The 16,052-nt window shown below is 36.0% G+C and carries 13 protein-coding genes; 11 read left to right on the top strand and 2 right to left on the bottom strand.

Annotated elements, in window-relative coordinates; translation table 11 throughout:
* Positions 1-4: 4 nt before the first annotated feature.
* From A6I66_RS06260 to A6I66_RS16615, 3 genes are all read left to right on the top strand, one after another.
* Entirely contained in the window at positions 5-547 is a 543-nt protein-coding gene (locus A6I66_RS06260) for an RNA polymerase sigma factor (protein ID WP_067146755.1), read from the top strand.
* Positions 547-1,983 (top strand): outer membrane beta-barrel protein, encoded by a 1,437-nt coding sequence (locus tag A6I66_RS06255; RefSeq protein WP_067146752.1) that lies wholly within the window; start codon positions 547-549, stop codon positions 1,981-1,983. The genes A6I66_RS06260 and A6I66_RS06255 overlap by 1 nt, the downstream gene beginning before the upstream one ends.
* Positions 1,984-2,094: 111 nt before the next feature.
* Positions 2,095-2,256, top strand: coding sequence for a hypothetical protein (locus tag A6I66_RS16615; protein ID WP_157614108.1), 162 nt, complete (start codon positions 2,095-2,097; stop codon positions 2,254-2,256).
* Between the two features lie 224 nt (positions 2,257-2,480).
* On the opposite strand, the gene A6I66_RS06250 is transcribed toward A6I66_RS16615, so the two are convergent.
* Entirely contained in the window at positions 2,481-3,221 is a 741-nt protein-coding gene (locus A6I66_RS06250) for a lysophospholipid acyltransferase family protein (RefSeq protein WP_067146751.1), read from the bottom strand.
* Between the two features lie 148 nt (positions 3,222-3,369).
* On the opposite strand from A6I66_RS06250, the gene trpS reads away from it, so the two are divergent.
* On the top strand, positions 3,370-4,338 hold the full coding sequence (gene trpS / locus A6I66_RS06245; RefSeq protein WP_067146749.1) for a tryptophan--tRNA ligase: 969 nt from the start codon (positions 3,370-3,372) through the stop codon (positions 4,336-4,338).
* Positions 4,339-4,781: 443 nt separating this feature from the next.
* Here trpS and dprA read toward each other — a convergent pair whose 3' ends face one another.
* Positions 4,782-5,885, bottom strand: a complete 1,104-nt coding sequence (gene dprA / locus A6I66_RS06235) for a DNA-processing protein DprA (RefSeq protein ID WP_067146745.1) — start codon at positions 5,883-5,885, stop codon at positions 4,782-4,784.
* A gap of 103 nt (positions 5,886-5,988) precedes the next feature.
* Here dprA and A6I66_RS06230 point away from each other — a divergent pair, with 103 nt between their 5' ends.
* The 7 genes from A6I66_RS06230 (at position 5,989) to A6I66_RS06195 (ending at position 16,047) form a co-directional block, all read left to right on the top strand.
* Entirely contained in the window at positions 5,989-6,924 is a 936-nt protein-coding gene (locus A6I66_RS06230) for an HU domain-containing protein (protein ID WP_067146743.1), read from the top strand.
* Between the two features lie 216 nt (positions 6,925-7,140).
* Positions 7,141-8,217, top strand: a complete 1,077-nt coding sequence (locus tag A6I66_RS06225; protein WP_067146741.1) for a hypothetical protein — start codon at positions 7,141-7,143, stop codon at positions 8,215-8,217.
* Positions 8,218-8,352: 135 nt separating this feature from the next.
* Positions 8,353-9,426 carry a BamA/TamA family outer membrane protein gene (locus tag A6I66_RS06220; protein WP_245683436.1) on the top strand — a complete coding sequence of 358 codons (1,074 nt, stop codon included), beginning with the start codon at positions 8,353-8,355 and terminating at the stop codon, positions 9,424-9,426.
* 212 nt (positions 9,427-9,638) lie between these two features.
* Complete coding sequence (locus tag A6I66_RS06215) at positions 9,639-12,068, top strand: arylsulfatase (RefSeq protein ID WP_084399544.1); 2,430 nt, start codon at positions 9,639-9,641, stop codon at positions 12,066-12,068.
* A gap of 367 nt (positions 12,069-12,435) precedes the next feature.
* Positions 12,436-13,923: an arylsulfatase gene (locus A6I66_RS06210; protein ID WP_067146737.1), complete on the top strand. Its 1,488-nt coding sequence runs from the start codon at positions 12,436-12,438 to the stop codon at positions 13,921-13,923.
* 174 nt (positions 13,924-14,097) lie between these two features.
* Complete coding sequence (locus tag A6I66_RS06200) at positions 14,098-14,679, top strand: HdeD family acid-resistance protein (RefSeq protein WP_067146733.1); 582 nt, start codon at positions 14,098-14,100, stop codon at positions 14,677-14,679.
* Positions 14,680-14,757: 78 nt separating this feature from the next.
* On the top strand, positions 14,758-16,047 hold the full coding sequence (locus A6I66_RS06195; protein ID WP_084399528.1) for a BamA/TamA family outer membrane protein: 1,290 nt from the start codon (positions 14,758-14,760) through the stop codon (positions 16,045-16,047).
* Positions 16,048-16,052: the final 5 nt, after the last annotated feature.

Genomic DNA, 16,052 nt, shown 5'->3' with positions numbered 1-16,052 from the left:
CCATTTGAGTTTAGAATTGCTCATAGAAAATTGTAAAGCCCAAAATACTAAAGCCCAAGGCGAATTATATAAACTGTTTTCAAACAAGTTATTCGCCGTAAGCTTAAAGTATTCGAGGAATCGTGCAGAAGCGGAAGATAATCTGCAAGATGCCTTTTTAACCATTTTTAATAAAATAGGACAGTATAAAAACAAAGGCTCTTTTGAAGGTTGGTTAAAACGTATTACAGTAAATACCGTTTTACAACGCTACCGCACCGAAAAAGTGTTCGAGCTGGTAAACGAAAGCGCTATAGAAGATGTTGAAATAGAGATTGATGAAGATTTGGTTTCTATCGATTATCTACTTGGAATTATTCAAGAATTACCCGACCGATACCGTCTGGTTTTTAACCTTTACGTATTGGATGGCTATTCACATAAAGAAATTGCAGAGATGCTAAACATAAACGTTGGAACCTCAAAATCGAACCTGGCCAGAGCAAGGATGATTTTAAAATCGACCATTGAAGATTATCACAATACAGAACATTTACATTCATTATAATGGCTGAAAAGAAACACATAGACCGGTTATTCCAAGAGCGCTTTAAAGATTTTGAAGCGACTCCAAGCGAAGCCGTATGGGAAAACATCGCGGCTAAACTGAATACCGAAGAAGAAAAACGTCGAATCATCCCAATTTGGTGGCGCTATGCTGGTGTGGCTGCCCTACTATTACTTTTTATTGGCATTGGTAACTTTTTAATAAGTGACAACAACAGCTCAACAATTCAAGTGGTAGACACCAATGATGACATGATTGAAAATGCTTCAGAAGTATTAAAAAACACGATTAATAATACGATTGAACAAGCACCATCCGTGGTAAATTCAAATGCTGAAAACGATAGTACTGGAACTACTGAACAGACATCGAACACAAACAACAACACCTCAGCTGCAGTAGCCTCAAGTAAATCAGAAAAACAAAACCATACACCTAAAAAGACAGCAACAAACTTTGCTGTAAGTAAATCCCATAACACGAAGTCTTCGGAAGAACAACATTTTGAAAAAACAACTTCAGATAACACTACGACTAATTCCGCAATAGCTGCGTCGGTTAAAAAGGAAAACAACGGACCGGTTTTAATAGATAAAGAAGCGGCTAAAACACATATATCCAATGTGTCCAAAAACAACAGTACAATTGCTGAAGTAAACAAACCTTCTAAGCAAAATGAGCTTACTATTGAAGAAGCTATGGCCGAAAGCAAAGGGAAAGTAGCTCATGCAAAACCTGAAAGCAAATGGAGCGTTACGCCAAATGTAGCACCGGTTTATTTTAACAGCTTGGGTGAAGGCTCGTCTATAGATCAACAGTTTAACAACAACCAAAAAACGGGTGATGTAAACATGAGTTACGGAATTTCTACGAGCTATGCCGTTAATAACCGTATAAAAATTCGATCTGGAATCAATAAAGTGAATTTAGGCTACAACACCAATAATGTTGTGGTTTATGAATCTAGAGGATCAGGTGTGAGTGCTTTACAAAATGTAAAAAGTTCGTCATCAAACCTATCGGTTGCCAGTGCCGAAAACACTCAGGGTTTCCCACAATCCATATCATCATCCAATGTTTCCATTCATCAAACATTCGATTATATAGAAATACCTTTAGAAATTCAATACGCCATTTCACAAAAACGCTTTGGAGTTAATGTTATTGGTGGTTTTAGTTCATTCTTTTTAAGTGATAATGGTATTTATTCTGAAGGCGAAGACGGTTCAAATACTTATTTAGGGGAAGCCAACAACATCAATAACACAAGTTATAGTGCCAACGTGGGTCTGGGCTTAAATTACAAGTTTTCGAAGAAATTTGACTTGAATTTAGAGCCGATGTTCAAATATCAATTCAATACATTTGATAACACTTCTGGGAATTTCACACCATTCTTTATTGGCGTTTACACAGGGTTCTCATTTAAGTTTTAGAACCGTATTAAACTATACGCATTGTTAAATGTTACAACCATTTTAGAAGACAATCAGAAGGCTATTTAATTAGGAATTAAACATAACCAAAAATCTATTTTTAATTTAAAAATGATGAAAGAAATAGATACAGAAGGAACAGGTATGAAAAAGAAAGACAATTTAAAAGGGAAAACAACTGAGCAAATTAGGGAAGATTTTGCGAGGTTCGGCAAGTTTAAAAAAGAAGCATACTTAAATAGCGTTAAAAACGATAATAAAAAAGAGGAATAGAGCTGGTATCTGAGGCAGCACTAAGCTAATACAACACGATAATAGCCGTATTATTAACGAAAGTAATTACGCTAGAATTGTGAGTTTTGTATTTGACACGCTTGACCTCCCACAGGTATTTCACAGTATTTTTGTTGATGTTGGAACAAAATGACAACTTCGGTCGGCGCTTTATTTTACAATCACAAATAATTTAAATAATAGAAGTAATTCTTAATCGCTTTTTATTTCCCGCAAAAAACATCTAACTGCTTCAAAATAACCTCACGAGCCTTAGCATTTAAGTCTTTAGTATCATCAATAGTTAAACCACTGGTCGGGATAAGTTTATGCACCTTCACGCGCATACGACCAGGGCTTCCGCTAAAAAAAGTAAAAGAAAATCGCTTCTTATTATCGGCAAATGTTAAAGGCACCACTGGAATTTGATGATTAATCGCCAGTCGAAAAGCCCCATCTTTAAAGGTATCTAATTCAATATGTTCTTCGGGTACACCACCTTCTGGAAAAATACAAATACTTAAACCTGATTTTAAGCGCTTTTGAGCCCTTAAAAAAACTGCATGCCTACTTTTAGCCGAACTGCGGTCTACCAAAATACAAGTACGCTTATAGAAAAATCCGAATAGTGGAATTTTAGCCAACTCGGCTTTCCCTACAAAGACAAACGGATTTTTAACCGTAACCAACATGAGCATGATATCGGCCATAGAGGTATGGTTAGCAATAAACATATAGCTTTTACTTTTGTCTAAAGCTTCTTCGCGTTTTATAATGGGAACAAACCCCATGCCCATTAAAATAAATTTAGCCCAAATTCGAGCTAACCTAAAAAAGAATGGGTACCAAGATTCCTTTAAAATAGATAGTATTAAAAACGGAAACAATATCAGTATGGGCAAACACACTAAAATGTAAAACCAAATACGGTAAAAGGTCCAAAATATGTATTTCAGAATTTTCATAAGCTTCAAAAATAGTATTATAATTTGATTATCTCTAAAGCATACTAATTATATAAAATAGATATATTTCAGCTTATTTTTAAAAGTGGCCTCTACCACTTTTTTTATTGTCCAACTTATCTTTAAATTTGCGCTTTACAAAAAATTTATGGCACGTATACTCACAGGCATTCAAAGTACAGGAACACCACATTTAGGAAACATTTTAGGCGCACTAATTCCAGCCATTGAAATGGCAAACGACCCAAAAAATGAATCCTTTTTATTTATTGCAAACCTGCATACCCTTACACAAATTAAAGATGCAGAGACCTTAAAATCAAACACCTACTCCGTTGCCGCTACTTGGCTTGCTTTTGGCTTAGATATAGAAAAAACCGTGTTTTATAGACAAAGTGATGTGCCACAAACCACAGAATTGTCTTGGTATTTAAGTTGTTTCTTCCCTTACCAACGTTTAACATTAGCACATAGTTTTAAAGATAAAGCCGACAGATTAGAAGATGTTAATACAGGGCTTTTTACTTATCCTATGCTCATGGCTGCCGATATTTTACTTTATGACTCCAACATTATACCAGTAGGAAAGGATCAATTGCAACATATTGAAATGACCCGTGATGTAGCCTCTCGCTTCCATGCGAAAATGGGAGAAACATTTGTATTGCCAGAAGGAAAAATACAAGAAAACACCATGCTTATTCCTGGAATAGATGGTGAAAAGATGAGTAAAAGTAGAAACAACACGATTAACATCTTTGAAACCGATAAAAAATTGCGCAAGCAAATTATGGCCATTCAAACGGATAGTACAGCTCTTGAAGATCCAAAAGATTGGAAAAACTGTAACTGTTTCGCCATTTATAAATTATTAGCTGATGAAGCTCAAATAGAAACCATGAAAGCCAATTACGAAAATGGCAACTATGGTTATGGTCATGCCAAACAAGCCCTATTTGAATTGGTGGTAGAAAAATTCGCCACACAACGCGAACGCTATAGCTACTATATGAATAACTTAGAAGAAATTGATAAAGCCCTAGCCATTGGTGCAGAAAAAGCCAGATTAGTTGCTGATGATGTTTTAGCGAGAGTGCGCGCTAAAGTTGGTTACTAATTCCTGCGAAGGCAGGAATCTTATGATTTAAATACGAGATTTCAAAATAATAAAACGTTCAACTTCAATAAAATTATTTTTTGTTGATTTTGAGCGTTTTTGTTTTCCATAATGTTTTTTACTGAAAAATGACTCCGTGATCCTCTGCGACTTCTCTGTGTATCTCCGTGAAACTACTTTTGCAATATTCACCCGAACAAATTCTTCTTCTGAATAACATCAATTCAATATGTTCCATACAAAAAATAACTCCGTGAACCTTTGCGACTTCTCTGCGTATCTCAGTGAAACTACTTTTGCAATATTCACCCGAACAGATTCTTCCTCTGAATAACATCAATTCATTATGTTCTAATCGAAAAACACCTCCGTGAACCTCTGCGACTTCTCTGCGTATCTCCATGTAACTCCCTTTGTTATTAAGATTCCTGCCTTCGTAGGAATTAAATCACCTCAAACAACTTCCCTGGCAAAGGCCTAATAACTCCCTTAAGCTCCATATTTAAAAGAATACTCGCTACCTTAAAAATAGGTAACTGACATTCCAAAGCAATGACATCTAATAGCTGTTTTTGATTGTCTTTTAAGTAATTATAAATCGATTTTTCGGAAGGGTCCAATTCTACAAAAAGTTGCTTTTGGATTGCTGGTTTTTTTACATCCTCTAACGCCCAATTTAAAATATAGGGCACATCCAAAGGGGTAGTAAGTATGTGCGCCCTTTGTTGCTTTATCAAATTATTACAGCCTATACTTTGGCTATCGGTTGTTCTTCCGGGAACGGCAAAAACATCGCGGTTATAAGAATTAGCGATATCAGCAGTAACGAGGCTTCCGCCTTTTTCGGCAGATTCAATTACAATAGTCGCTTCACTTAAACCAGCAATAACACGATTTCGTTTTAAAAAGTTGTTACGATCAAAGGTGGAATTGCTCCAAAAATCGGTAATAAAACCACCATTTTTCTCCATATCAACCATATACTTTTTATGCACTTTAGGATAAATCTGATTTAAACCATGCGCCAAACAAGCCACCGTTTGCAATTCGTTTTTCATGGCAGCTTTATGTGCTGTAATATCGGTACCATAAGCAAACCCCGAAACAATAATAGGATCGTAAGGGACCAAATGTTCTACCAGTTCTTCACAAAAAGCAACACCACTCGTTGTTATTTTCCGAGTACCTACTATGCTTATGATGTTTTGTTTTTTCAAATTGATTTGCCCCGATTCAAACAGTAAAATAGGACCGTCGATGCAGTGTTTCAACTTATCTGGATAGTCGTCATCTTCAAAAAAAGACACTTTAATCTCATTGGCATAAATAAATTCGATTTCCTTTTCAGCCTCATTTAAATGGTGCGGTTTAAACAAGCTGTTTAAAATCACTTGTCCGACACCGTCAATTTTAAGTAAGTTATGTTGCTTTTCTTTAAAAACCCCTTCCGCAGAACCGCAATGTGCCATGAGTTTTTTGGCTGTAATGTCACCAATATTGGGTACATGCTGGAGGGCAAGCGTGTAAAGCAAATCGTTTTCTGTCATGGTATCTGATTAAATCTCAACTAAATTAAAAGAATTTTCCTACTGTTAATAAAAAGTTAAGCTTAAATTTTATCTAACCCCATAATTTTATAACTTTGAACTTATGCAACTAGAAACATACATTAGCGATTTACTCTATAGATATGAGTGCGTTACCATTCCTGGCTTTGGTGCGTTTTTAACACAATCTGTCTCGGCAACGATTGATACCGACACAAATACGTTCCATGCGCCCAAAAAAGTACTGTCTTTTAATGAGCAAATTCAGAAAAATGATGGCTTGTTAGCCAATTATATTGCTGAAATTGAAAAGATCCCGTTCGAGATTGCTAACAAAAAAATCGAGAAACGTGTTCGACTTATAAAATCATATTTAACACAAGGTGAAACTTTAACCTTTAAAAACATTGGTGATATTGTTTTTAATAAAGAGGGTAAAATTTTATTTGAACCTACGTATCAGTTAAATTACTTACCTGATGCCTTTGGGTTATCTCAATTATCAACTCCTGTTATCACACGTGAAGTGTACAAAAAAGAAGTTGAAAAAATCGAAAAAGTTATTCCTATTGCCATCACTCCTGAAAAGCGTGAAACAAAATCATATTTAAAATATGCGGCAGTAGCATTAATTGCCTTGACTTTAGGTGGTTTAGGAGCTTCAAAATATTATGTTGACCAAGTGGAAACGCATAACCAATTAGCTCAAGAAGAGGCTACAAAACAATTGGATACCCAAATTCAACAAGCTACTTTTAACTTAAATCCGCTTCCTGCTGTTACTTTAAATGTAACCAAACAAACCGGTAACTATCATATTATCGCTGGGGCTTTTCGTGTAGAAGAAAATTGCGACAAAAAAGTTAACGAACTAAAATCTGAAGGTTTTAGTGCAAGAAAAATTGGAGTAAATAAATACGGTTTACACCAAGTGGTTTATGCCAGTTACGAAAACCGTTTAGAGGCTTTAAAAGCACTGCGCAACATTAAAAAATCTCACAATTCTAGTGCTTGGTTATTAACAAAGCAATTAGATTAATTACAAAATATTTTTTAACACACAAAAAAAGGTTAGTTTCTCAAAAAGCTAACCTTTTTTATGCTTGAGCATCTAAAATTTACAACTCAAAACGTGTGCGCTTTTATTCCTCCCCATACAATTAACATATATTGAAAAGCAGTACATAAGATGAAAGTTCAAAAGTTTTAATTACTTTAGAGCCTGTAAAACCATGTCTCAAACCGCGTATTTAATATGAAGCGATTTATAATTCTTTTTCTTATTGCACTATACTTACCAGTTAAATCCTTAGCGCAAACTCAAGACTCCATAGCATTTCCTTATGTTTTACCTATTTGGGGTGATAAAGTTGCCGAACGTGGCATGGCAGACCAGCTTCAGCTCCCTTTTGGGTTAAATGTAAATTACGTGAACACTTTCATGGATTTAGAGATTACTGAATTTGGATTATCGATTGCTGGTCATGACCTCACAAATATTGTAAATGTTGAAACCTTGAATTTCAAACAGGTTAGCGCTACAACTAATGGTTTAAATTTTAGAGCTGATGCTTGGATATTACCTTTTCTAAATGTTTACGCACTTGTTTCGACTGTAACGGGCGGTACCGAGGTACAACTTCAACCAACTTGGAAAAATTCTGAAGGTGAAATCATCTTACAGCTTCCTGAATTCTCATCTCATGTAGATTTTGATGCCATGACTTATGGCCTGGGAAGCACCCTTGTATTTGGATGGAAGGGTTATTTTTCTAGTATCGATTTTAATTACTCAAGAACCAGTACGGCCCTACTTGATAATCAAATAGGTTATGCCACCGTTTCTGGAAGATTCGGACATCGTTTCGGACTCTCAAAAAAGAATAAAGAATTTATGATAGCCCCTTATGTTGGTGTTATGTACAGAAACTTTGTTGGTGCTCGTGGTAGCACAGGAAAGATTAACTTCAACGAAGTTTTCCCAGACATAGATACCAAGTTTAACGAAACGGTGGATAGTAAAATAGCTAGCAATCAAGCCATCATAGACGACCCTGGTACATCTGCTGCAGAAAAACTAAAACTACAAGCCCAAAATCAAGCCTTACAAACTATCGAAGACAAAATAAATGACAGTGGTGTGTTTTCAACAGAAATTGATTATAACATTAAAAAAGACCTGGTTCAAACCGTTACTTTTCAAATGGGTTTTAACCTGCAAGTTAATAAAAAGTGGATGCTTAGAGGTGAATACAGCCTTTCTGATGCACAGCGTTTTATTCTAACAGGAATTCAATACCGTTTCGGTGTTAAAAAGAAAGAATTCAGATAATTACCCTAGAAATTCTATGAGAAATAAAAAATAGAACTTAACTACTTTAAATCCCTCAACACAATGAAAACGAAGTTTTTTATCCTTTTTTTCTTTCTCTTCACGTTTTTATCCTTTGCTCAGGACAAACCAAAAATGTCTTTCAAAGTTTTAAAAGATTCTATTGATGGCAAATTAGATGTTAGTAGTTTATTGATTGACTACAACGGCTTTATTCCCGTACCACAAATTATTACAGAACCAGCTTTAGGTAATATTGGTCTATTGCTCACGCCTGTTTTCATCAAACCTAATAAATATAAAACAGAAGGCGAAAACATTCCACCCGATATTACCGCAGGCTTTATAGGGTATACTGCGAATAAAAGTTGGGGCATTGGCGGTATGCGTATCGCATCTTTACCCAAACTACATTTAAAATACCGTGTGGCTGCAGCCTACGGCAATGCCAACTTAGATTTTTATAGGACCCTTCCGCAAGTTGGGGAAGAAGCCTTCAGCTTTAATTTTAAATCGACCGTATTGTACGGTTCTATACTGCGCCAAATAGGGAAAACCGAACTGTATATGGGTTTAGAATACATGTATCTTAACAATAACATAGATCCTAATTTCAATTTTGAAAACCGACCAGATGATATTTTAGAAAAAGATTTAAAAAGTCAGCTAGGCAGTTTAGGCTTACAGGCCGAATTTGACAAACGTAATTCCATTTTCACTCCAGACACCGGGTGGCTTGCCAATATTGAGTATTTGGTAAATTCGTCTTGGACAGGAAGCGATTATGAGTTTCAAAATTTAAATATCTTTTTAACAAAATATTTTCAGTTCACCCCTAAATGGGTAAGTGGTTTCAGATATCAAAGTACCTTTCAATTTGGGGATGCGCCTTTTTATAGTAAACCTTCTATTCAAGCCCGTGGGGTTCCCATGGCCAGATATCAAGGTGATGAAACCTACATGCTAGAAACCGAACAACGTTACGACATCACACCTAGGTGGAGTGCCATAGGATTTGTTGGCGCATCAAAGGCACCTTCGGAACAAATATCCTTCAAAAATGCTGAAACCATTTACAACTATGGCACAGGATTTAGATATTTAATCGCCAGAAAATTTAAACTTAGAACGGGGGTGGACCTTGCTTGGTCAAATCATGATTTTGGCTGGTATATTGTTTTTGGATCGGCTTGGAATATTAGAAGTTAAACTTCTAATATTCTAATGGTTTCATTGCACCATATTTTAATAGCACTCTATCCAAAAATATTCACAAACATCTGATATACAAAGGTTAAAAGCATAAATTCAAATTTTAACATTATTTTAAAAATTTGTAATCATTGTATAAAAAACTTTATCTTTATGGAGATTTAGTTATTAATCCCTTGTTAGTTATAGCTAACTTAACCCAATTTTTTATGAAAAAAATTACAATTACATTAGCAACTGCAGCCCTCCTTTTAGTTGGATGTAAGGATGCCAATCATGATGCTGGGAAGACTGAGCAAACCACCGCATCAGACAACGATTTTAAAGGCAAGATCGCCTTAGATGTTCGTGATTCAAAGGCCGACTGGTCGGCTTACACACCAAAATCGGCACCAGAAGGCGCACCTAACATCTTATTTATTTTATATGACGACACAGGCCTAGGAGCTTGGTCTCCATATGGTGGACGCATTAATATGCCAACTATGGACCGCCTCGCTGCCAATGGTTTAACCTATACGCAATGGCATACTACAGCTTTGTGTTCACCAACGCGTTCTACCATTCTTACAGGAAGAAACCATCACCTAAACGGAATGGCTTCCATTACTGAAACTGCCGATGGTTACCCAGGATCAAACGGTCATATACCTGACGATTGTGCACCTTTTGCACAAATTATGCGCGATAATGGGTATAGCACCTTTTGGATTGGTAAAAACCATAATGTCCCTGAACAGGATATCGCTCCTGGAGCAAGCCGTGGCGAATGGCCTACTCAAATGGGCTTTGACCGTTTTTACGGATTCTTAGGAGGTGAAACTAATAACTGGTATCCAGACTTAGTGATGGACAACCATTTTATTGAAGCCCCTGAAACGCCGGAAGAAGGCTATCATTTATCTAAAGATTTAGCCAATCAAGCTATTACCATGTTACGTGATAAAAATGCAACCAACCCATCAAAACCATTTTATATGTGGTTTAACCCTGGAGCCAATCACGCACCACACCATTCACCTGCCGAATATACCGCTAAATACAAAGGTAAATTTGACGATGGTTACGAAGCATATCGTACATGGGTTGTTGGTCGTATGAAAGAAAAAGGCATCTTACCTGAAAATACAGGCATGGCAGACTTTAACCCAATGCCTGAAGAAATGGCTAACCCAGGAGATTTTGTACGCCCATGGGACAAACTAAACGCCAACGAAAAGAAACTGTTTTCAAGAATGGCAGAAGTATATGCTGGATTCTCTGAGTATACCGATGCTCAAGTGGGACGCATCATTGATTATTTAGAAGAAACAGGTCAATTAGACAATACCATAGTCCTTTATGCTGCCGATAACGGTGCTTCAGGAGAAGGAAGTCCTAATGGTTCTGTAAACGAAAACAAATTCTTTAATGGCTATCCAGATGAGCTTGCTGAAAACATGAAATACATAGATGTTTTAGGAGGTCCAGATACCTATAACCATTTCCCTACCGGATGGGCTGCTGCGTTCTCAGCACCATTTAAAATGTTTAAGCGTTACTCGCAATATGCTGGAGGAACCAACGATCCGCTAGTTATTCATTGGCCAAAAGGTATTAAAGCTAAAGGAGAAATTAGACATCAATATCATCACTCCGTAGATATTGTACCAACTTTATTAGAAGTATGTGGCATTACATTTCCTGAGGTTTACAATGGCGTTAAACAAACACCATTATCGGGTGTATCTATGGCTTACACATTTGATGCCGCACCAGACGCTAAAACTCAAAAAGAAGTACAATATTACGCGATGTTAGGAACTAGAGGTATTTGGAAAGACGGTTGGAAAGCCGCTGCGGTACACGCTCCTATTAGTGGTAAAGGTCATTTTGACAAAGATGTTTGGGAACTTTATAACGTTGCCGAAGATCGTTCTGAAACTTATAATCTTGCTGAAAAACACCCAGAAAAATTACAAGAACTTATAGATGAGTGGTTTAATCAAGCCAAAATTAACAAGGTATTACCTTTAGATGATAGAGGTCCAGCAGAATTATTAACCATAGAGCGACCAACACAAGAAAAACCAAAAGACCGTTACGTATACTATCCTAATACTGCACCAGTACCAGAGGGTGTTGCTGTAAATGTTAGAGGACGTGATTATAAAATCCTAGCCAATGTAGAGATTACCAATCCTAAAGCGAGTGGTGTACTTTTTGCTCACGGTTCGCGATTTGGCGGTCACTCTTTGTTCATTAAAGACAAAAAGCTATACTACGTCTATAACTTCTTAGGCATTAAGCCAGAGCAAGTTTTTGTTTCTAACAAAACCTTAAAGCCAGGAACATATACACTTGGTATGGAATTTAATAGAGAAAAAGCTGGAGAATATGGTGAATCTATAGGAAACATGAAACTCTACATTAACGAAGACGTTGTTGCCGAAGGCCCAATGCGTACGCAACCAGCTAAATTCACCTTATCTGGTGATGGTTTATGTATAGGTTACGATAGTGGTGATAACGTAAGTAATCTTTATAAAGCTCCTGGCACGTTTAAAGGAGGAAAGATTCAAGGCGTTGGTGTGACTGTTGAAGGCGAACCTTACGTTAACTTAGAAGCTGAAGCACGACGTGCAATGATGGTGCAATAATTTAAATACATATTAAAGTACTAATATCCTTAAAAGCTGATTTTGATCTTTCAAAATCAGCTTTTTTATTCCGTATTGAAAACTAAAATACTATAAATAATTATTTAGATGTTTAAAATGACAGTATAAGGATGAATGGCGCTCATGAATAAATACATTATAGCAAAAGTGTGTTTACTACCCAAGCTGTTTTATAGTCCCAAGAACAAAAATCATCATCAACTTTTTTATCAATTACTTCAAATACTCCAATAAGTATTGTAAATTAGTGTTTTATGAACACATTATATAAATTAAAAAATTACAACCTTAGTTGTTCCAATTGACAACAAACAAACTTTAATTATTAATTCTAAATAAATCCTTTATGAAAACAAAAAAAACACTTTTTTCATTTCTACTGGCTTGTATGTTTTCCATACCACTGGTGCATGCTCAGAAAAAGCCTAACATTTTAATAATTATGGGTGACGATATAGGATGGTTTAATACCAGTGCCTACAATAGCGGGATGATGGGATATACCACACCAAATATTGATCGTATAGCCAAAGATGGTATGCGTTTTACAGATGCCTATGCCCAACAAAGCTGTACCGCAGGTCGATCTGCATTTATAACAGGTCAGTCTCCTAAACGTACTGGTTTATTAAAAATTGGAATGCCAGGCGATCCTATCGGTTTACAAAAAGAAGATCCTACTATTGCCGAAATGCTAAAACCACTAGGTTATGCTACAGGACAATTTGGAAAAAATCATTTAGGTGATTTAGATGAATTTTTACCTACTAATCATGGATTTGATGAGTTCTTCGGAAACTTATACCATTTAAATGCTGAGGAAGAACCAGAAAATTCAGACTATCCAAAGGATCCAAAATTTAGAAAAGAATTTGGGCCTAGAGGTGTTATTAAATCTACCGCAGACGGAAAAGTAGAAGATACAGGACCCCTTACTAAAAAAAGAATGGAAACGATAGACCATGAGTTTCTTGAGGCTACCAAAAATTTTATTACGAAGCAAGCCAAAGCAGGAAAACCATTTTTTACTTGGTTTAATTCAACAAGAATGCACATTTTCACCCATTTAAGCCCAGAGTACGAAGGAAAAACAGGTTTAGGTATTGTGGCTGATGGTATGACCCAACATGATTTACAAGTAGGGGAATTATTAGATTTACTAAAAGAATTAGGTATTGAAGATAACACCATTGTCATTTACACAACTGATAACGGTGCTGAAAAGTTTTCATGGCCTGATGGTGGTACGAACCCATTTAAAGGAGAAAAAGCCACGACTTGGGAAGGTGGTCTACGCGTCCCTTTCATGGTTAAATGGCCAGGGAAAATTGAAGCTGGTAAAGTATCTAATGAAATCATTTCTTTAGAAGATTGCTTCCCTACGTTAGTTGCCGCTGCTGGTGAAAGTGATGTTAAAAATAGATTATTAAGCGGCTACCGTGGATTTAAAGTACATTTAGATGGGTATAACTTTTTACCATATTTAACTGGCAAAGTAGAAAAAGGTCCTCGTGAAGAGTTTTTTGCTTTTGTAGACGATGGTACCCTAGGTGCTGTGCGTTATGGTCGTTGGAAATTCCACTTCTCTACACAAGAACATGAAGGTTTAGATGCTTGGTTGCAAGCCCAAACCCCTAGAAAAGCGCCGCTTTTAATTGACCTTAGAGCAGATCCTTTTGAGCAAGCTCCAGAATCATCATCTTATTATGACGATTGGTTGGTACGACACATGTACGCCTTTGTGCCACTTCAAAAACTGGTAGCTAAATTTATGGGATCATTTAAAGATTACCCTGTACGTCAAGAACCTGGAAGTTTTACACCAAGACAATAATTTAGAATTAATATGAAGGGGCCGTTTTTTTTAAATAGCCTCTTTTTTTTACTAATAAAATTATTAAAAACAAGTAAATACAAAGTAATAAAATCAATTTGTACAGACATTTGCCTAACAAAAAGAAGTATGAAACACGGAAATTTTTGAAGGGTGAAGTTAAAGATTAGAACCATGGAAAATTCATTTTTAAAAACAGTAAGAAATTCTATTAAACACTGGTACATGCATCTTATTAGCGGCTTGCTGTTCATTATAGTTGGCATATATACATTTACCTCACCGCTAGAATCCTATTTAGCACTATCTATTCTTTTTAGTATTTCTTTTTTAATTTCAGGAATAGGCGAAATTATTTTCTCTATATCCAATCGTCATGAAATAGACAGTTGGGGCTGGAACTTAACCTTTGGAATATTAACTTTTTTAATTGGTGTTTTGTTATTAAGCGAACCAGAAATATCTCTAACGACATTACCATTTTATGTTGGCTTTGTGTTGCTCTTTCGATCTATTATGGGCATCAGTTTTGCTATTGAATTAAAAAACTATAAGGTACTAAGCTGGGGTTACCTTTTGGTTATTAGTTTTTTAGGATTATTCTTTTCGTTTATACTTTTATGGAACCCCTTATTTGCGGGTATGACTATAGTAGTTACTACAGGCTTGGCCTTAATATCAGCAGGAGTTTTTAGTATTTACTTCGCTTTTAAATTGAAAAATTTACGCAATAACTCTAAGAACTTATACAATTAATTATTTTATAGAACACTAACTACTAGAATCTTAAGTGTTACAAGTCATATTTAATTAATCCAATAACTGAAGAACCAAATGACTCATTCTATAAAAACCTGTCTCACTTGGTTGTTGTTGTTGTTTTTATCTCTTTCTGCAATAGGTCAGAACGATACTAAATCTGATAAAAAAGAACGCAAACAGGCAAAAAAAGAGGCGAAAAAATTAAAAAAACAAGAGCCTCCAACGAAAGGAACCATTTATTTTTCACCAGTTCCTGTTATTGGTGCTAATCCGGCTTTTGGATTTATTTATGGTGCGGGAGCTTCGGTAAGTGGTTTTTTGGGTGAACCCGAAACTACTAAAATATCGAATGCCCTACTTGGGCTAGCCCATACTACCAAAAAGCAAACCATCATTACTTTAAAATCTACCATATATGGCGAAGACAATAAGTATATATTATTGGGAGATTGGCGCTATTTAGACTCATCACAGCCCACTTGGGGTTTGGGTACCGGACCACAATCGGCAAGATTGGCTGATAATAATTTTGGTTTTGACGATGGTTCTATTGAAGGAACCTCAGAAACGGATATGATGGAATTCTCATTTTTCCGATTTTACCAAACTTATTTGCGACAGATAAACGATTCTCCATTTTACGCAGGTATTGGTCTACATTTAGATTTTTTCAGGAATATAAAAGACCAATTATTGGATCTTGAAGCAGATACCCCCGTGATTACGCCTTATTATGCTTATTCTGAACACTATGGATTTAAACAAGACGAAAGTACATTAGTAGGTCTATCGCTAAACGGTATTTACGACACAAGAGATAACATAAACAATCCATACCAAGGCCGCTATGCCATGGTACAATATAAAATAAACCCGCAGTTTTTAGGAAGTGACCAAAGATCTTCGCAACTATGGATGGAATACCGCGATTACTTTAATTTTACACCAGACAACAATAATATTTTAGCCTTATGGATGGTGGGTAATTTTACAGTATCTGGTGATTTGCCTTATATGAATCTGCCTGCGATTGGTTGGGATCAATACGCCAAAACGGGAGAACCTTATGCCCAAGGGCGTTTTAGAGGTAATAACTTAATGTTTACTGGAATAGAGTACCGCAAGCACTTATATGCTTCCAAAAAGAACCCTAAACTTTTAGGATTAGTGTTATATGCCAATGCCACCACCGCCAGTGGCAAAAATAATGGCATTAATTTATTCGAATATATCGAACCAGGTGGTGGATTAGGACTTCGCTTTAATATTAGTCAAAAAGCAAGAACAAATATCGGAATTGATTATGGTTGGGGTAACTATGGCACCAAAGGCTTATTTTTAAGATTAAATGAAAACTTCTAAAGTCC

The organism is Pseudotamlana agarivorans (assembly GCF_001642835.1).
Lineage (GTDB): Bacteria > Bacteroidota > Bacteroidia > Flavobacteriales > Flavobacteriaceae > Pseudotamlana > Pseudotamlana agarivorans.
This window is presented reverse-complemented; position numbering and strand designations above follow the sequence as displayed.